This window comes from Microbacterium sp. 20-116 (assembly GCF_041079415.1).
Classification (GTDB): domain Bacteria; phylum Actinomycetota; class Actinomycetes; order Actinomycetales; family Microbacteriaceae; genus Microbacterium.
Genome location: NZ_JBFYGP010000003.1, coordinates 123952 through 143472, shown reverse-complemented (window position 1 = coordinate 143472; position 19521 = coordinate 123952). Strand labels below are relative to the sequence as shown.

Annotated in this window: 10 protein-coding genes; 9 read left to right on the top strand and 1 reads right to left on the bottom strand. The window is 68.7% G+C overall.

The annotated features are described in order from the left end of the window. Nucleotides 1-26: 26 nt before the first annotated feature. The 3 genes from AB6V29_RS08045 to AB6V29_RS08035 all read left to right on the top strand — a co-directional run bounded on the left by AB6V29_RS08045 (nucleotide 27) and on the right by AB6V29_RS08035 (nucleotide 8239). Complete coding sequence (locus tag AB6V29_RS08045; protein ID WP_210072360.1) at nucleotides 27-3524, top strand: DNA-directed RNA polymerase subunit beta; 3498 nt, start codon at nucleotides 27-29, stop codon at nucleotides 3522-3524. Between the two features lie 56 nt (nucleotides 3525-3580). Next, nucleotides 3581-7456 carry a DNA-directed RNA polymerase subunit beta' gene (rpoC, locus tag AB6V29_RS08040; RefSeq protein WP_210072359.1) on the top strand — a complete coding sequence of 1292 codons (3876 nt, stop codon included), beginning with the start codon at nucleotides 3581-3583 and terminating at the stop codon, nucleotides 7454-7456. Nucleotides 7457-7639: 183 nt separating this feature from the next. After that, a complete protein-coding gene (locus tag AB6V29_RS08035) occupies nucleotides 7640-8239 on the top strand; it encodes a hypothetical protein (RefSeq protein ID WP_307458635.1) in 600 nt (199 codons plus the stop codon). A gap of 22 nt (nucleotides 8240-8261) precedes the next feature. On the opposite strand, the gene AB6V29_RS08030 is transcribed toward AB6V29_RS08035, so the two are convergent. After that, nucleotides 8262-8849, bottom strand: a complete 588-nt coding sequence (locus AB6V29_RS08030; RefSeq protein WP_369357956.1) for a hypothetical protein — start codon at nucleotides 8847-8849, stop codon at nucleotides 8262-8264. Nucleotides 8850-8968: 119 nt separating this feature from the next. Here AB6V29_RS08030 and AB6V29_RS08025 point away from each other — a divergent pair, with 119 nt between their 5' ends. The 6 genes from AB6V29_RS08025 (at nucleotide 8969) to AB6V29_RS08000 (ending at nucleotide 19494) form a co-directional block, all read left to right on the top strand. Beyond that, nucleotides 8969-10069 (top strand): ABC transporter, encoded by a 1101-nt coding sequence (locus AB6V29_RS08025; RefSeq protein WP_369357954.1) that lies wholly within the window; start codon nucleotides 8969-8971, stop codon nucleotides 10067-10069. Nucleotides 10070-10079: 10 nt separating this feature from the next. Beyond that, nucleotides 10080-10562 carry a hypothetical protein gene (locus tag AB6V29_RS08020; RefSeq protein WP_267786090.1) on the top strand — a complete coding sequence of 161 codons (483 nt, stop codon included), beginning with the start codon at nucleotides 10080-10082 and terminating at the stop codon, nucleotides 10560-10562. Nucleotides 10563-10629: 67 nt separating this feature from the next. Then, nucleotides 10630-11292: a spermidine/putrescine ABC transporter substrate-binding protein gene (locus AB6V29_RS08015; RefSeq protein ID WP_210072354.1), complete on the top strand. Its 663-nt coding sequence runs from the start codon at nucleotides 10630-10632 to the stop codon at nucleotides 11290-11292. A gap of 102 nt (nucleotides 11293-11394) precedes the next feature. Further along, nucleotides 11395-12531, top strand: coding sequence for a serine/threonine-protein kinase (locus AB6V29_RS08010; protein WP_267786091.1), 1137 nt, complete (start codon nucleotides 11395-11397; stop codon nucleotides 12529-12531). Further along, the gene (locus AB6V29_RS08005) at nucleotides 12528-18479 is read left to right on the top strand and encodes an Ig-like domain-containing protein (RefSeq protein ID WP_369357951.1); all 5952 of its coding nucleotides are present in this window, start codon (nucleotides 12528-12530) and stop codon (nucleotides 18477-18479) included. The genes AB6V29_RS08010 and AB6V29_RS08005 overlap by 4 nt, the downstream gene beginning before the upstream one ends. A 49-nt stretch (nucleotides 18480-18528) precedes the next feature. Next, nucleotides 18529-19494 (top strand): MoxR family ATPase, encoded by a 966-nt coding sequence (locus tag AB6V29_RS08000; protein ID WP_103206788.1) that lies wholly within the window; start codon nucleotides 18529-18531, stop codon nucleotides 19492-19494. Nucleotides 19495-19521: the final 27 nt, after the last annotated feature.

The following is a 19521-nucleotide window of genomic DNA, read 5'->3' as shown; positions in this document are numbered from 1 at the left end:
CGCCCGGGCTTCTGGAGGTTATTCCCTTGGCTGCTGCGAGCAACGCATCCACCACCACCACCCCGAAGAGCGGACGCGGCGCATCTCGCCTCTCGTTCGCGAAGATCTCCGACAAGCTGACCGTTCCCGATCTGCTCGCGCTGCAGACCGAGTCGTTCGACTGGCTCGTCGGTAACGAAGCATGGAAGGCGCGCGTCGCCGAGGCTCAGGCCGCCGGTCGCACCGACGTCCCCGAGATCAGCGGACTCGAGGAGATCTTCGAGGAGATCTCGCCGATCGAGGACCTGAGCGAGACGATGCAGCTCTCGTTCACGAACCCGTACCTCGAGCCCGAGAAGTACTCGATCGAGGAGTGCAAGGAGCGCGGCAAGACCTACGCCGCCCCGCTGTACGTCGAGGCCGAGTTCATGAACCACCAGACCGGTGAGATCAAGACCCAGACGGTCTTCATGGGCGACTTCCCGCTCCAGACCAACAAGGGCACGTTCATCATCAACGGCACCGAGCGTGTCGTCGTGTCGCAGCTCGTCCGTTCGCCCGGTGTCTACTTCGACAAGACGCCCGACAAGACCTCCGACAAGGACATCGTGTCGGCACGCGTCATCCCCTCGCGCGGCGCCTGGCTCGAGTTCGAGATCGACAAGCGCGACCAGGTCGGCGTGCGCATCGACCGCAAGCGCAAGCAGTCGGTCACCGTCTTCCTCAAGGCTCTCGGCCTGACCAGCGAGGACATCCTCGCGGAGTTCTCCGGCTTCGACTCCATCGAAGAGACGCTGTCCAAGGACACGATCCTCACGAAGGAAGACGCCCTCCGCGACATCTACCGCAAGCTCCGTCCGGGCGAGCAGGTCGCCGCCGAGGCCGCCCGCGCGCTGCTCGACAACTTCTACTTCAACTCCAAGCGCTACGACCTCGCCAAGGTGGGTCGCTACAAGATCAACCAGAAGCTCGGTCTCGACAAGCCGCTGAGCGACTCGGTGCTGACCGTCGACGACATCGTCGCCACGATCAAGTACCTCGTCCGCCTGCACCGCGGCGACGTCACCTTCGACGGAGTCCGTGGCGGCCAGGCTGCCGAGATCCGTCTCGACACCGACGACATCGACAACTTCGGCAACCGTCGCATCCGCGCCGTCGGCGAGCTCATCCAGAACCAGGTCCGCACCGGTCTCTCCCGCATGGAGCGCGTCGTCCGCGAGCGCATGACCACGCAGGACATCGAGGCGATCACGCCGCAGACCCTGATCAACGTGCGCCCCGTCGTCGCCGCGATCAAGGAGTTCTTCGGAACGAGCCAGCTGTCGCAGTTCATGGACCAGAACAACCCGCTCGCGGGTCTGACCCACAAGCGTCGTCTGTCGGCTCTGGGCCCCGGTGGTCTGTCGCGTGAGCGTGCCGGCGTCGAGGTCCGTGACGTCCACCCCTCGCACTACGGCCGCATGTGCCCGATCGAGACGCCGGAAGGCCCGAACATCGGCCTGATCGGTTCGCTCGCCTCGTTCGCGCGCATCAACGCCTTCGGTTTCATCGAGACGCCCTACCGTCGTGTCGTCGACGGCCGCGTGACCGACCAGATCGACTACCTCACCGCCAGCGAAGAGAGCGACCACATCGTCGCTCAGGCCGGTGTCGCCCTCCAGGCCGACGGCCACTTCGTGGAGGACCGCATCCTGGCCCGCCGTGGTCAGGGTGGCGAGGTCGACCTGTTCCCGAACGACGAGATCGGCTACATGGACGTCTCGCCGCGCCAGATGGTGTCGGTGGCGACCTCGCTCATCCCGTTCCTCGAGCACGACGACGCCAACCGCGCCCTCATGGGTGCGAACATGCAGCGTCAGGCCGTCCCGCTCGTCCGTAGCGAGTCGCCCGTCGTCGGTACCGGTATGGAGGGCTTCGCGGCCATCGACGCCGGTGACGTCGTCACCGCCGAGAAGTCCGGTGTCGTCCTGGAGGTCTCGGCCGACGTCGTGACGATCCAGCTCGACGAGGGCGGCACGCAGGACTACTTCCTGCGCAAGTTCGACCGTTCGAACCAGGGCACCTCGTACAACCAGCGCGTGGTCGTCTCGGCCGGCGAGCGCATCGAGGCCGGCGAGGTCATCGCCGACGGTCCCGCGACCGAGAACGGCGAGCTCGCCCTCGGCAAGAACCTCCTCGTGGCGTTCATGACGTGGGAAGGCCACAACTTCGAGGACGCGATCATCCTCAGCCAGGACCTCGTGAAGGACGACACGCTGTCGTCGATCCACATCGAGGAGTACGAGGTCGACGCGCGCGACACCAAGCTCGGCAAGGAGGAGATCACCCGTGACCTCCCCAACGTCAGCCCCGACCTGCTGAAGGACCTCGACGACCGCGGCATCATCCGCATCGGCGCCGAGGTTCGCCCCGGCGACATCCTCGTCGGCAAGGTCACGCCCAAGGGCGAGACCGAGCTGAGCGCCGAGGAGCGCCTGCTGCGCGCGATCTTCAACGAGAAGAGCCGCGAAGTCCGTGACACCTCGCTGAAGGTGCCCCACGGCGAGCAGGGCACGATCATCGCCGTCAAGGAGTTCAACGCCGAGGACGGCGACGACGAGCTCGGCTCGGGCGTCAACCGCCGCGTCGTGGTCTACATCGCCCAGAAGCGCAAGATCACCGAGGGTGACAAGCTCGCCGGCCGCCACGGCAACAAGGGTGTCATCGCCAAGATCCTTCCGATCGAGGACATGCCCTTCCTGTCCGACGGCACGCCGGTCGACATCATCCTGAACCCGCTCGGCATCCCCGGTCGAATGAACTTCGGTCAGGTCCTGGAACTCCACCTCGGCTGGATCGCCCAGCAGGGCTGGAAGGTCGAGGGCACCCCCGAGTGGGCGGCCAACCTCCCCGAGGTCGCCCGCGAGGCCGCCCCCGGCACGAAGGTCGCCACCCCGGTGTTCGACGGCGCGTTCGAGGCCGAGATCGCGGGTCTGCTCGACTCGACGATCCCGAACCGCGACGGCGACCGTCTGGTCGACTCCACGGGTAAGACGCTGCTGTTCGACGGTCGCTCCGGCGAGCCGTTCCCGGCGCCCATCTCGGTCGGTTACATGTACATCCTGAAGCTGCACCACCTCGTCGACGACAAGATCCACGCGCGTTCGACGGGCCCGTACTCGATGATCACCCAGCAGCCGCTCGGTGGTAAGGCTCAGTTCGGTGGTCAGCGCTTCGGTGAGATGGAGGTGTGGGCCCTCGAGGCCTACGGCGCCGCATACGCGCTCCAGGAGCTCCTGACGATCAAGTCCGACGACATCCTCGGCCGCGTGAAGGTCTACGAGGCGATCGTCAAGGGCGAGAACATCCAGGAGCCCGGCATCCCCGAGTCGTTCAAGGTGCTCATGAAGGAGATGCAGTCGCTCTGCCTGAACGTCGAGGTCCTCTCGGCCGACGGCACCGCGGTCAACCTCCGCGACACGGATGACGACGCCTTCCGCGCCGCGGAAGAGCTCGGCATCAACATCTCCAGCCGCTTCGAGTCCTCGTCGATCGACGAGATCTGAGCTTCCAGCTCAGCGACCCAGCTCAGATTTCAGAGAATTCCGACACAGGAGAACCAGTGCTCGAATCAACCACTTTCGATCAGATCCGTATCGGTCTGGCCACCGCCGACGACATCCGTCGTTGGTCCTTCGGTGAGGTCAAGAAGCCCGAGACGATCAACTACCGCACGCTGAAGCCCGAGAAGGACGGCCTCTTCGGCGAGCAGATCTTCGGACCCTCCCGCGACTGGGAGTGCGCCTGCGGAAAGTACAAGCGTGTGCGCTTCAAGGGCATCGTCTGCGAGCGCTGCGGCGTCGAGGTCACCAAGAGCTCGGTCCGTCGCGAGCGCATGGGCCACATCGAGCTCGCCGCGCCCGTCACGCACATCTGGTACTTCAAGGGCGTGCCCTCGCGCCTCGGCTACCTGCTGGACATGGCGCCGAAGGACCTCGAGAAGGTCATCTACTTCGCCGCCTACATGGTCATCTCGGTCGACGAAGACGCTCGTCACCGCGACCTGGCCACCCAGGAGAACAACATCCGTCTCGAGCTGAAGACGCTCGGCGACCGCCGCGATGCCCGCATCGCCGCTCGCCTCGCCAAGCTCGAGGAGGAGCTCGCCGCCCTCGAGGCGGAGGGCGCCAAGGCCGACCAGAAGAAGAAGGTCAAGGACGCCGCCGAGAAGGAGATGACGTCGGCGCGTAAGAACGCCGACGAGCAGATCGCCAAGCTCGAGCGCGTGTGGGAGGACTTCCGCACGCTCGAGGTCGGCGCCCTGAAGCCCGAGGACGATGTGTTCCACGAGCTCCAGGACCGCTTCGGTCAGTACTTCGAGGCCCACATGGGTGCGGAGTCGATCAAGCGTCGTCTCGAGGCCTTCGACCTGCAGGCCGAGGCCGACAGCCTCCACCTGCAGATCTCCGAGGGCAAGGGCCAGCGCAAGATCCGCGCGATCAAGCGCCTGAAGGTCGTCAACTCGTTCCTGCAGACCGGCATGAGCCCGGCCTCGATGGTGCTGGACGTCGTCCCGGTGATCCCGCCGGAGCTGCGTCCGATGGTCCAGCTCGACGGTGGCCGCTTCGCGACCTCCGACCTGAACGACCTCTACCGTCGCGTCATCAACCGCAACAACCGCCTCCGTCGCCTGATCGACCTCGGTGCTCCCGAGATCATCGTCAACAACGAGAAGCGCATGCTGCAGGAGGCCGTCGACGCGCTGTTCGACAACGGCCGCCGTGGTCGCCCCGTCACCGGTACCGGCAACCGCGCCCTGAAGTCCCTGAGCGACATGCTCAAGGGAAAGCAGGGTCGCTTCCGCCAGAACCTGCTCGGAAAGCGCGTGGACTACTCGGGCCGTTCCGTCATCATCGTCGGACCCCAGCTCAAGCTCCACCAGTGCGGTCTGCCCAAGCAGATGGCTCTCGAGCTGTTCAAGCCGTTCGTGATCAAGCGTCTGATCGACCTCGGTCACTCGCAGAACATCAAGGCCGCCAAGCGCGCGGTCGAGCGCTACCGTCCCGAGGTCTGGGACGTGCTCGAGGAGATCATCCGCGAGCGCCCCGTGCTGCTGAACCGTGCACCCACCCTGCACCGTCTCGGCATCCAGGCGTTCGAGCCCCAGCTCGTCGAGGGCAAGGCCATCCAGCTGCACCCGCTCGTCTGCGCGGCGTTCAACGCCGACTTCGACGGTGACCAGATGGCCGTCCACCTGCCCCTGTCGGTCGAGGCTCAGGCCGAGGCGCGCGTGCTCATGCTCGCCTCGAACAACATCCTCAAGCCGTCGGACGGCCGCCCGGTCACCCTGCCCTCGCAGGACATGATCATCGGCCTCCACCACCTCACCACCCTCAAGGAGGGTGCCGTGGGCGAGGGCCGTGCGTTCGGTTCCGTGGGCGAGGCGATCCTGGCCAAGGACGAGGGCACCCTCGACCTGCAGGCCAAGGCGCGCATCCGTATCCCCGGCCTGACGTTCCTCGAGGGCCAGGCGCCCGAGGGTTACGACAAGCACGGTCTCGTCGACGCCTCGCTCGGTCAGGCGATCTTCAACGACACGCTCCCCAAGGGCTACCCGTTCGTCCGCGAACAGGCCGACAAGGGCAAGCTGTCGCAGATCGTCAACAAGCTGGCCGAGGAGTACCCCAAGGTCGAGGTCGCGGCATCGCTCGACCGGATCAAGGACGCCGGCTTCTACTGGGCCACCCGTTCGGGTGTCACCGTGGCGCTGAGCGACATCCTCACCCCGCCGAACAAGGCGGAGATCGTGGCCGGCTACGAGAAGCAGGCCGCGAAGGTGCAGGGCCAGTACGAGAAGGGTCTCACCACCGACGCTGAGCGTCGTCAGGAGCTCATCAAGATCTGGACCGAGGCCACCGACGAGGTCCAGAAGGCGATGCGGGACAACTTCCCCGCCGACAACACCATCAACCGCATGGTCTCGTCGGGCGCCCGTGGTAACTGGCTGCAGATCCGCAACATCGCGGGTATGCGAGGCCTGGTGAACAACCCCAAGGGTGAGATCATCCCGCGTCCGATCATCTCCTCGTACCGCGAGGGTCTGTCGGTCGCCGAGTACTTCATCGCGACGCACGGTGCCCGTAAGGGTCTGGCCGACACGGCCCTCCGTACGGCCGACTCGGGGTACCTGACGCGTCGTCTCGTCGACGTCTCGCAGGATGTCATCATCCGCGAGGAGGACTGCGGCACGTCGAAGGGCCTCGAGCTCCCGATCGCCGCGGCAGGCTCGACCGGTTCGCTGGTCAAGGACGCCAACGTCGAGAACTCGGTGTTCGCTCGTACGCTCGCCACGGCGGTCGTCGACGCGCAGGGCACCGTGCTGGCCGAGGCCGGCGACGACGTGGGCGACGTGCTCATCGACAAGCTGGTCGAGGGTGGCGTCGAGACCATCAAGGTCCGCTCCGTCCTGACGTGCGACTCGGCCGTCGGCGTCTGCGCGAAGTGCTACGGCCGTTCGCTCGCCACCGGCAAGATCGTCGACATCGGAGAGGCCGTCGGCATCATCGCGGCCCAGTCGATCGGTGAGCCCGGTACCCAGCTGACGATGCGTACCTTCCACACCGGTGGTTCCGCTTCGGCAGACGACATCACGCAGGGTCTTCCCCGCGTGCAGGAGCTGTTCGAGGCCCGTACCCCCAAGGGTGCGTCGCCGATCGCCGAGGCCGACGGCCGCATCACGATCGACGAGACCGACAAGGCCAAGAAGGTCATCCTCACGCCCGACAACGGCGACGAGCCGGTGGTCTACCCCGTCCTGAAGCGCGCCACGCTCCTGGTCGAGGACGGGCAGCACGTCGTGGTCGGTCAGCCGATCCTCGTCGGAACGCTCGACCCCAAGGAGGTCATGCGCGTGCAGGGTGCCCGCGAGGTGCAGAAGTACCTCGTCAACGGCGTCCAGGGCGTGTACCGCTCGCAGGGTGTGCCGATCCACGACAAGCACATCGAGGTCATCGTCCGACAGATGCTCCGCAAGGTCACCGTCGTCGACCACGCCGACACCGATCTGCTCCCGGGAGAGCTGGTGGACTTCAAGCGCTACCAGGCCATCAACCGCGAGGCTGTCGGCGAGGGCAAGCGTCCCGCGTCGGGTCGTCCCGAGCTGATGGGTATCACGAAGGCGTCGCTCGCGACGGAGTCGTGGCTGTCGGCCGCGTCGTTCCAGGAGACCACCCGCGTCCTGACGCAGGCGGCCATGGAGGGCAAGAGCGACCCGCTCGTCGGCCTCAAAGAGAACGTCATCATCGGAAAGCTCATCCCCGCCGGAACCGGACTTGCGAAGTACCGCAACGTCACGGTCGAGGCGACGGAAGAGGCCAAGAGCGAGCGGTACCCCAACCGCATCTTCGCCTCGGACGGCGCGTACAGCGACGCCGACCTGAGCTACGTCGACTTCGACAGCTTCTCGACGGACGACTTCACGCCCGGTACGTACAACTGATCGTGCCTCGGGGGAGCGGGCCCGCTCGCTCTCCCGAGACATGATCGACGGATGCCACGCCGCGGTGCGGCATCCCGTTCCTCGAAGGCCCCCGGCTCGCGCCGGGGGCCTTCGTCGTGCTCGCGGCGTGTCGGGTAACGGGTCGAAGGCGTCGGTGCGCCTACCGTTGTCGTGGAGGAACGCATGGCCCGCATCGGGGGACGCAGTCTGTGGCTGGCTTGGCCGGCGGGTCTGCTGTGCGCGGCCGCCGTGGCTGCCCTGGCGGTGATCGCCGCTCCCGGCGTGCCGCTGGCCGTGGGTTTCGTGGGCGACACGCTGCGGGCCGCGACCGGGAGGCACGTCGTCGCCGATACGCCTCCGCCCACCCCGGCCGCCGACTGCCGCCACCTGTACTCCCAGCCGTTGTGGTCGTCGTTGGTGTGGTCGCCGCAGGCGTTGCTGTCGCAACGGCACACGGCCCCCGCCTCGACGCCCGAAGCCGTGGCTGCAGCGGGTCCGACGGTCGTCGTCACGTGTCACTGGCGAGGGGAAGCCGGTCGCTTCATCGAGACGACCGTTTCCACCGTCACCCCCGAGGGCGCCGCGGCCGTCACCACCACGCTCGCCGCCCAAGGCTTCGCGTGCTCCGTCGTGGCCGACACGACCCACTGCGAGAGGGCGGCCGGCGAGCTCCTCGAGGTCCACGACCTGCGAGCGGACCGCTGGGTGTCGTCGACACTCTCGGGATGGATGCCGGACGACTACGCCGCGATCGTGGCATCCCACGCCTTCTTCGGCGAGTGACGCGGTCCGAGACGACTCGCGCTCAGCCGCCGAGCACGGAGGCGATGATGCTCCCGGTGTACCCGGTGGGAGCCAGGTTGGAGTACTGGGTGTCGATCAGCACGCCGTCGCGCCAGTACAGCGTGCGCCCGTCGTTGACCGGGTAGGTCGGATTGATCCAGGTCTTCTCGCAGCGGGTGCCCGCATCGGGGGTGTAGCAACTGAAGCCCTGCGTGTCGACCAGGCCGTTGAGCATGTCGAGGGCGGGTCCGCGGTCCATACGCGAGATGTGGGTGACGAGTCCTGTGGTGTCGGCGGCGGGATCGCGCCAGATGCAGATCAGCGACCCGTCCGACTGCACCCCCGACGCCCCGAGCGAAGGGTCGTTCAGCGGCGTGGTGCCCAGCTGGGACAGGACATCGGCGGAGAGCATCGCGCGGCAGTCGGCGGGAATACGTACCGCGGGCGCCGTCTGCGTGATCGTGGGGATCGGAGTCGGGCTCTCGGTCGCGACGGACGTCGACGGCGCGGGGGCGGCTTGCTCCTCGGAGGGGGCGCAGGCCGTCAGAGTGAGGAGCACGGCGCCGGCGAAAGCCGCGGCTGCGGCCGGACGGAGCAGACGACGGGGCATGGGAACACCCTAAGCCGCACCACCGACACGGTCGAGAAAGACATCCGGCGGCACGCCTGCGCGATGCTGCGCCATACCCGGGTTAGCCTTGCGCCGCAAGCACCGCGTGAGGAGACCCCATGAGCGACAACAAGTCGTACGGCGACCCCGTCGCTGAACCGAAGGACTCGTACGGCGACCCCGTCGTCGAGCCGAAGGACGAAGCGCAGGATGTCGTCGGCCGAGCCCACGAGGGCCTCGCCGACGCCGAGGCCGCTCGCCGCGACGCCGTCGACCCCGCCGCCGCCGAGGCCGCATGGGACGAGCGCGACGCGCGCGAGCACGAATCCGGGACGTCGCAGACGCCCCGGAGCGAGCACACCGCCCCGGTCGTGCACGACGCGTCTCCCGTGGCACCCCAGGACTCCTCGGCGTCCACCGGATCCGTCGACCTCGACGACGAGGACGCCCGGTGGGCCGCGTACGCCGCGTCCGCGGAGCCGGCTCGCGACGACGTGCGTCACGATGACGCTCGAGCCGACGACGGTGCCGCGACCGCGCGCTACGACGACGCGCGCACCACGGCATACCCCGCGGCCGCCGGTGCCGGCGCCGCCGCTGCGGCGACGGCAACGCCCGTGACCGACGAGCCCACTCGCGTCGTGGGCGGTGCGCAGCCCATCTTCGTCCAGGCCCCCGAAGCCCCTCGTCCGCGGAACAACCGCGGTGCGGCTGGCGCGATCGGCCTTCTCGCCGCCCTCGTCTTCGCGGCGCTCTACCTGGCCGCCACCCTCGGTCTGGCGCTGCTCACCGGCAGGCTCGCGGCCGCCGACCTCGGCCAGGCGGCTCTCTCGACCCTCACGACCTGGGGTCTGTGGGTTCCGACCGTGGCTTTCTACCTCGGTTTCTGGTTCCTCGGTGCGCTCATCAATCGAGGCCGCTGGGGTCACTGGGTGGTCTGGGGCCTCGTCGTCGGCGTGGTGGCGTGGGCCGGGCATCTGCTCGGTGTCCTCTTCGCCGCCCCGTTCTGGATGATCACCGCCCGTGAGTCCTTCGATCTGCTGCAGAACAACGTCCTCGCGCCCCTGGCGATCGTGGCTTTCGTCCTCGGTCGTGAACTCACCATCTGGTTCGGATCCTGGGTGTCGGCGCGCGGTCGGCGCGTCAGCGAGATCAACGCCGAGGCCCAGCGCGAGTACGAGCGCACCCTGGAGGCCGGTCCTCAGCTCTCGCAGCGCTGAACCGGGGTCCATGACGAACGAACAGCGACCGGCGGGGGTTTCCCCGCCGGTCGCTGTCGTCTTCGCGGCCGTCGTCTTCATCGCCCTCTCGATCGGGGGTCTCGGGGTGGCGAGTCTGATCGTCGACGCCGACGTCATCCCCGTCCGAGGTCTCGGAGCCATCCCGGGCGTGGTCGGTCAGCTCCTGGCTCTGGGGGCCTTCGCCGCGACGCTGCGCTGGGGCCTTCGCGCCGATCCGCCCGGCTACCTCATCGCCGTCCCCTGCGCGATTTCCGCCTATCTGGGCGAGGTGCTCGGGATCGTCGTCGGCGCCCTCGTCAGCGGCGCCGACCCGGCTCGCGGTGTCGCTGCGGCCGGCAGTGTCGCCCTCGGGTTCCCGGGTCCGGTCGTCGCCGTCGCGGCGTTGCTCGCGGCTCTGTTCGGAATCCTGCTCGTCCGGGCGCGGACGAACGGCCCGCGATGGCGCTGGGAAGACGACGCCGACGACCTTTGACGCGATTGTGACGCGCGGGTCCGTGGGCATCCGCGTGTTCCCGGGCGTGTCGGGCTAGCGTAGGGGCGTGGAGCGGTCGCTCGAGAGCCAGGTCGGTCAGGCGGTGGACGCCTGGCTGCGTTGGCTGCCCCGGTGGGAGCCCGCGAACCATCGTGGCCGAGTCGCCCCGTGCCGTCGGTGCTTCGGCTCCCCGGTCCTGTCGGCCGCGGGTCTGGGGTCCGACGTTCCGCACGGCGTGCAGCACGGACTGTCGACGCGCGTGAAGACCATCGTCGATCACGCCGTCGCCGACTACACCTCCCGCAACCTCCCCATGCTCCAGGCCGAGCTCGACCAGCAGGCTGAGCGAAACCGGAGGCGCTCTTACCGTCCCGCGGAGGGCCTGGAACCCGAGTTCGACGGGATGCCGTTGGACCCCGACCCCGAGCCCGGCTCCCCGTTCCTCTTCACGCTGTCGGGCCTCGCCGCAGAAGAAGACGCCGCCCTCCCCGCACTCCCTCCCCTCTCGGATGCCGCGAAGGCAGCCCTGCGCCAAGAGGTCGGTCTCGCCGACGATTACGCGAACATGATCGGGCGCGAGGTCTGTACGATCCTGCTCCACCACCGGCTGCGCATACAGGCGGCGGTGGCCGAGTTCGTGGAGCCGCAGATCGCCGCGTTGCTCGACGATCTCACCCGATCCCTCGATGCGCCGTTCGATCCGCGCGACGCGGAGCCGCCGGCATCCTGAAGCTCTGTCCACACGGGCACGGCGAGGTGCCGCGCTTTTGTTAGCATCAACGGGTTGTCCGCTTATCGAGTCGCGGAACAATCTCACGGGGGAGGGGGCTCGATGCCGCAGCGTCTGCCGTCTTCGCCGCCCATTCTTCCGGGCCTGGCGTACATACGGCCCTTGGGGTCGGGCGGGTTCGCCGATGTCTTCCTGTACGGGCAGGACATGCCGCGTCGTGACGTCGCGGTCAAGGTGCTCCCGAGCGACGTGCGCGACGCCGACCTGTTGCGCATGTTCAACGCCGAGGCCGACGTTCTCGCGCACCTGTCGGCGCACCCGTCCATCGTCACCGTCTACCAGGCCGGGATCTCGGCCGATGGCCGACCGTACATCGTCATGGAGTTCTGCCCGGGGTCCCTCGCGCAGCGATACCGCGTCGAGCGCATCCCCGTCGCCGAAGTGCTGTCGATCGGCGTCCGCATGTCGGGAGCCCTCGAGTCGGCTCACCACGCCGGGCTCATCCACCGTGACGTGAAGCCCAGCAACATCCTCGTGACGACGTTCGGGGCGCCGGTGCTCGCCGACTTCGGGATCTCCTCCTCCCTCGTGCGACAGGGAGCAGACGAGATGCTCGCCATGTCGGTGCCGTGGAGTGCGCCCGAGGTCGTCGCCGAACAGACCGCGGGTACCGTGTCGAGCGAGGTGTGGAGCCTGGGCGCCACGATCTACTCGCTGCTCGCGGGACAGAGCCCGTTCGAGCGACGCGAGAAGGGGCAGAACTCGCGCGAGCAGTTGCGCCGCCGGATCGCGCGCGCCACGTACACCGACATCTCCCGCAGCGATGTCCCGGCCTCGCTGCAGGCGGTGCTCGCGAAGTCGATGTCGCGCAACCCGGCCGACCGTTACGCCAGCGCGCGCGAGTTCGGCGAGGCCGTTCAAGCGGTGCAGGTCGAGAGCGGCCTGCCCGCGACGCCGCTCGAGGTGCCCGCCGCGGAGTGGGCGCCGGCCGCTCGGTCGGTCGATTTCTCCGACGGAACTCTTCGCGGTCCTGCGCGGTCGCGCATCGAGCGCGAGGGGGCGCGCAAGCTCCGTGGAACGTCCGGCATGGCGGGCTACGTCCGAGACGAAGACACCGACATCGCCACGCCGGTCTCGAGCGGATCCAGGGCACTGCCGTGGATACTGGCGTCGGCCACCCTCGTGACCGCCGGAGCCGTCGTCGTGGCGGCGCTGTTCGCGACGGGGGTGCTCCGGTGAAGCGCAGGACCATCGTGGGTCTGGCCTCGACCCTGGCCGCAGGGGCATTGGTCATCACCGCGAGCATCGTGTGGCCCGGGCTCGACGCCCAGCAGACCCCCGAGGTCGACACGTCGGTGTGGGCACTGCAGACCGGCGACGGTCAGCGCTACGCACGCGTGAACACCACCGTCGGCGAGCTCGACACGGTGCGCACCGCCGGCAACCCCAGCCAGGTCGCGCAGAGCGGTGACGGCGCCTATCTCTTCACGGACAGCTTCAGCAAGCTCACCCGCATCAACGAGGCGCAGCCCGTCGATCTCTCCGAGGACCAGCTCGAGGCCGCCCCCGACACGCCGCCGGGCACGACCTCCGTGGCCACGGCGGGCGACTACGCGGTCTATCGCACCGACACGGGCACCCTGTTCGCGAGCCGACTGAGCCAGGCGGGGCAGAAGCCCACCGAGCTCGACCCCTTCGACACCTCGCAGGACGAGAACGCCCCCTCGTACACCGCGGATGCCATCGCCCTCGATGCCCGCGGCATGCTCTTCGCGTACTCGTCCGCCGACGGCTCCGTCATTCGTTACGACATCGAGGCAGACGAACTGCGGGGGCGGGACGCCCTCGACGCGGACGTGGCCGCACCCGTGCTGTCCGCCGCCGGAGACACCTGGGTCCTCGTCGATGCCGAGGCCGGACGCGTGTGGGTTCGCGGAGAGGATCCCGTCACCATCGAGGCGGCGGACCAGCTCGTGGTGGCCGACGCCGACGCCGACGCGCGCGCGGTATACGTGGCGGACGACCAGTCGCTCTGGAGCATCCCTGCCGACGGCTCCGAGCCGAGGCGCGAGGTCGGCGGCGGCGGCAACGTGCTCGGTCAGCCCGCGCGCCCCCTCTCGCATCAGGGGGTCGCCTACGCCGCTTGGCTCCTTCCCGGTGATGCGCGCGGAACCCTCTGGCGCTCCGACCAGGGCGAGACGAATCTCGATTACGGCGGGGCGAGCATGCCCGACCAGCGTCGACCGGTCTTCGTGGCCACCGATCACGCGGTGATCCTCAACGAGACGCGCACGGGATGGGTGTGGACTGTTCCCGACGGTGCGCTCGTCGCTTCGAGCCAGAACTGGTCGCTCGACGATCGCACCGAGCAGACGGCTGTCCAAAGCGACGAGAAGCTCAGCGTGGTGCTCGACCCCAAGCCGCCCATCGCCGAGCCCGACGCGTTCGGGGTCCGGCCCGGTCGGCTCACGACGCTGCCCGTCCTTCTGAACGATCACGACCCCAACGAGGACGTCCTCAGCATCATCTCCGAGAGCGTCACCGGCCTGGATCCGGGTTTCGGCAGCCTCACCGTCACCGATTCCGGTCAGCGTCTCGCGGTGCGGGTCGCTCCGGGCGCGACCGGCAGCGCGACGTTCTCGTACGCCGTGACCGACGGCACCGCCGCCGACGGGCTCAATTCCGCGCCGGCCACGGTGACGCTCACGGTCTCGCCTTCGCAGTCCAACGCGGCGCCCGTCTGGTGCGGCGTCGACAAGTGCCTGCAGCCGTGGCCGACCCCTGAGGTCGCCCGCGGCGGCACGATCACGGTCCCCGTGCTCCCCGGCTGGGTGGACCCCGACGGCGACCCGCTGCTGCTGCTCTCGGTCGACAACCCCGGCGGCGTCGGCACGGTCGCCGCGACGCCCGGCGGTGACGTGGTCTACCAGCACGCCGACGACGGCTCCGGCGGCGAGCAGAACATCCAGCTCGACGTCACGGTCGCCGACACCCAGGGCGCGGTGACGACGAAACCCCTCGTGATCCGGGTGGCACCCGACCCCACGCTCGCGGTGCAGTCGTTCGCGAGGATCGACACCGTCGGATCCACCGTCGCGGTCGATGTGGGCCCGCACGTGACGGGCACGGCCGGAAACGTCAGCCTCACCTCGGTGCGCGTCCTCGACGACGCGGCGGCCACGGCGACGGCCGTCGGCGGCACCACCACCTTCGACTTCGCGGCGAACCAGCCCGGCGTGTATCGCGTCGACTTCACGGTCAACGGCGGTGGCCGCGACGCGACGGGCACGGCGCGCATCACGCTTCTCCCCGCCGACGCTCCCGCCCAGCTCGCGACCTCGCCGGTGGTGGCCTTCGTCCGGCCGCAGGAAGACGCGACGCTCGACGTCTTCAGCGCCGTGTCCAACCCGACCGGCCGTGTGCTGCTGCTCAGCGACGTGGCGGCGAACGCTCAAGAGGGCGCCTCGCTCACGGTGGACACCGTGGGACAGAACGACCTGCGCGTGTCGGGAAGCACCGCCGACGGCTCGGCCGGGCTGCTCGGAACCGTCGCCTACACGGTGAGCGACGGGACGGACGACGAGGGTTCGCGCGTGGCCGGCGAGGCGACGGTGTACCTTCTGCCGCCCGCGCCCGAGATCGCCCCGATCGCGGTGGACGACAACGTCACGGTCCGCGTCGGAGCTCAGATCGACATCCCCGTCCTGGACAACGACATCTCGCCCGCGGGGGGACGCCCGACCCTCGATCCTTCGAGCGTGCAGACCCAACCGGCGAGCGATGCCCTCGCCTTCACCTCCGGGGGTGTGCTCCGCTACCTCGCCCCCACCACGGCGGGCTCGTACGAAGTGACGTACCGCGTCTACACGACGGGTACTCCTGCCCTGTGGGATGAAGCGACGGTGCACATCACCGTCCTGGGCGGAGAGGCCAACCGCGCGCCGCTGCCCGACACCCTCGAGGGACGGGTTCTCAGCGGCGGCACCACCTCGATCGACTTCCACGGGTTCGGGGTCGACCCCGACGGCGACGCCGTCACGCTCGACAGGATCGTCGCGCAGCCGAACAGGGGTACGGCATCCATCTCCGCCGACGGCTCCAGCATCCTGTACTCGTCGGTGCCCGGTGACCGCGGCCAGGTCTCGTTCCGTTACCGCGTGTCCGATTCCTCGGGCGCGACGGGCGAGGGCACCGTTCGTATCGGTGTGCTGGACGCCGAGGCGAACCCCAGCCCCATCACCTTCACCGACTACGTGCAGGTCCAGGCCGGCGTCGATCGCACGATCCGTGTGAGCCCCTTGGCAAACGACATCGATCCCACGCAGGGCCGCCTCACCCTCACCGGTGTACGTCCCGACCTGCCTGAGAAGCTCGTGGACGAAAGCGACAACCCCGAGTACGCGCGCTTGAAGGGCTACATCGACTCGGTGTCCGACACCGGCGTGGTGATCGAAGCCGGCGAACAGCCGGGAACGATGTCGTTCCTCTACGACGTGGCATCCGACTCGGGTAACACGGGCCGCGGACTCATCGTCGTCAAGGTCGTGCGCGAGAACGTCCCCGACTACCCGGTCGTCACCGACACCGTGCTGACCGTTGAGAACCGTGACGATTTCACGACCGGTATCGACGTGCTCGCGGGTAAAGCCACGTGGTCCGGCGGAGAGGTCGCCGACCTCGGCGTGTCGCTGTGGGGCCAGCCCACCGACGTCACTCTGAGCGGCCGGCAGATCTCGGGCACCCTGCCCGCCACTCGTCGTGTCATCCCGTTCGCCGTCACCGGCCGCGTGGGCGACACCGACGTGACCACGTACGCCTTCCTGCGTGTCCCCGGAGACGACGATCTCAGCCTCTCGTTGCGCCCGGGCGCAGCGCAGCGCGTCGATGAGTTGGCGTCGGTCGACTTCGACATGGCGAACCTCGTCGCCCTCCCGCGCCGAGCCACCCTCGAGGTGGGGACCGACGTGTCCGCGACGGGCGTCCGCGCCGAGGGCCGGTGCTCGGTGTCGGGGACGACCGTTCGTTACGACGCCGGGGCCGGATCCCCCTACACCGACGCGTGCCAGGTGCCGGTGCGCATCGCGGGCACCGAGGAGTGGACGGTGGTCTCCGTTCCCATCGGCATCGTCGCCCGCGATCCGCAGCCCGAGCTCAAGCCCGCCGCCCTGACGGTCGGCCCGGGTGAGACCGCCACGTTCGATCTGCGCAACATGACCAGCTGGCAGCTCGGGCGCGAGGATTGGAACGGCATCCGCTACGCCCTCGATTACGGCGGATCTGCCTTCAGCGTCTCGCTGGACGGGTCGATCGTCACGGTCACCGGTAACGACCGTTCGGTGCCGGGCACCGAGAACGCCGCGATCATCTCGGTCACCAGCCACAACGCGGTCGCTCCGGCGCGACTCGTGCTGCGTGTGGGCGCGGCCCCGTCGACCCTGCCGCAGGGTGGGACGACCTCGAGGCAGTGTTCTCAAGCCAGCGGAACCAGCTGTTCGATCGATGTGATCGGAACCAGCGGCGAGGTCAACCCGCTGCCGCGCACGCCCCTCGAGGTCGTCGACGTGCGACCGACCGCGGCGTGCGCCGGCGTCACTTTCGGCGTGGCCTCGACCTCGAGCGTGGTGGCTTCGTGGAGCGACGATGCTCCCGGTGCCACCTGTAGCGCGAGCGTCACGCTCCGCGACGCGCAGGGCCGCACGACGGCCTCGACGCGCGACGCGCGCGTCGTGCTCGACCTGCTCGGATTCCCGCGCCCGCCGGGGAGCGTGCGCCAGACGGCGTACGCCGACGGCTCGGTCACGCTCCGCGTCGACCCCGGCGAGGCGCGACGCGCCTATCCCGCCATCTCGGGCTTCACGGTGCGCTACAACGGCGCTGTCGTGGGCCAGTGCGGCGCCGATGGCAGCTGCCCGCCCATCGCGGCGCCCAACGGCGAGCAGCGCGAATACGTCGTGAACGCGGTGAACAGCGTCGGCGAATCCAAGATGGCCGTGCGTACGACCGGATGGGCGTACCGACCCCCGAACGCCCCGAAGGGAATGGATTTCACGCCCACGCAGACCGGGGGAGAGGGAAACCTCGCCGACCTCGTCATCAAGGATGTCGACAGCGCTGAGACCGGCACGCTCGAGATCGCCAGCGCCGCGGGCGACAAGATCCAGGTGAGCGTCGGACGCAACCAGGACGTCGTGCAGGTGGCGCGGTTCCGCGTCGGCTCGAATGCGGCGACGCAGGTCACCGTCACGCCGATCTCCCGCTTCACCGTGCCTCCGGGGCTCGGCGGTGCGACGGCCGGGAACGTGTACACCGGCACCGCGCACGGCGTCGGTGCACCGACCAATCCGAACCTCACGCTGACCTCGACGTCGAACGGCAACGGCACGTCGACCGTGGATGCCCGTGCGACCGCGCAGCAGAACGGCACCGATTCCGAGGTGCGCTTCAACATCGTCCAGAAGGGTCTTCCCTGCGTCCCGCGTAGCGGCGGCGACACCCAGAAGTTCACGACCCTCGGCGACGGCGAGACCTACACGTTCACCATGTGCGCCGAGTCGTGGTTCAACGGCCGCGCCTACGGATCGGTGAGCCAGGACAAGCAGATCAACGCCGAGCAGAGCAAGGCGGCCCCCAAGGGCTACACCTTCCGCGTCGGGTCGAGGGCCGACATCGGTGGCGACAACACCGCACGCTGGCGCGTCGACCGTATCAACGAAGGCAATCCGCCCCCGCGGTACAACAGCGTCAAGTACGTCAACTGGCCGAACCCTTCGATCTTCGACAGCGACCCCAGGATCCAGGTCTACTTCCAGCACGACCTCTGGGGGACTCAGTCGGAGTACGCCCCCGTGACACCTGCGAGCGGAAGCGCCCCCTACCAGGTCCTGGCCTCGTGGAAGGTCGCGAGCTGCGAGGGTGGCAAGACGCTCAGCGCCAGTGGCTCGTCGAGCAACGACAAAGCCAAGGTCACCTTCAACTACGACAACGCGCGCTACTTCGACAAGAACAACGCGCAGTTGCCGCGAGCCGAAGGCGCAGCAGCAACGGCCGTTCCGGTGGGTGCCACCCGTGTCGATCGCATCCGCGTCACCGTCGACTGGTCCGCTCAGGGGTGGAACCTCGACTCCGCGTCCGACGACTTCGGCGGCGAGTGCAAGCCCGGCACCCCGACAACGAACCCCTCGTCCTGAGCCCTCCCGGCAGCCCCTTTCCCGTTCTCGCCCACCGAAGGATTCCGACATGACGATCACCCAGGAGCAGGCCACCTGGTTCTCCCAGACCTTCTCGCAGATCGCCGACAACGTCGAGCGCGCCGTCCTCGGCAAGCGGCACGTGGTCGAACTGGTGCTCACCGCCATGCTCAGCGACGGCCACGTCCTGCTCGAGGACGTCCCGGGTACCGGCAAGACCTCGCTCGCCCGCGCCGTCGCGTCGTCCGTCCAGGGCACCAACACGCGCATCCAGTTCACCCCCGATCTGCTTCCGGGCGACATCACGGGCATCACCGTGTACGACCAAAAGACGGGAACCTTCGAGTTCCACACCGGCCCGATCTTCGCCAACATCGTCCTCGCCGACGAGATCAACCGTGCGAGCCCGAAGACGCAGTCGGCTCTGCTCGAGGTCATGGAAGAGGGCAAGGTCACCATCGACGGCGTCTCGCGGGAGGTCGGTGTGCCCTTCCTCGTGCTGGCCACGCAGAACCCCGTCGAGCAGGCCGGCACCTACCGTCTCCCCGAGGCTCAGCTCGACCGCTTCCTGCTGCGCACCTCCCTCGGCTACCCCGACCACGCGGCGACCGTCCGGATCCTCGACGGAGCGCCGGTGGCCACGGCGGAACTGCGTGCGATCATCACGCCTCAGGCCCTCGTCGGGATGGCCGACCTCGCGGCATCCGTCTACGTGGACGCCCTCGTCCTCGACTACATCGCCCGTCTCGTGGATGCCACCCGCACGGCCGATGAGGTCCGCCTCGGTGTGAGCATCCGCGGGGCTCTCGCCCTCACGCGAGCCACCCGCGCTCGCGCGGCGTCGCAGGGGCGCACCTACGCGACGCCCGACGACGTCAAGGCTCTCGCCGTCGCCGTGCTTGCGCATCGCCTCATCCTGCACCCCGAGGCCGAGTTCGACGGTGTCACCCAGGAGGCCGTCATCGGCCAGGTCCTGCTCGACACCCAGCCGCCCTCGCAGCGCGAGAGCGCCTGACGATGCTTCGTCCCGTGGCCGCCGCGC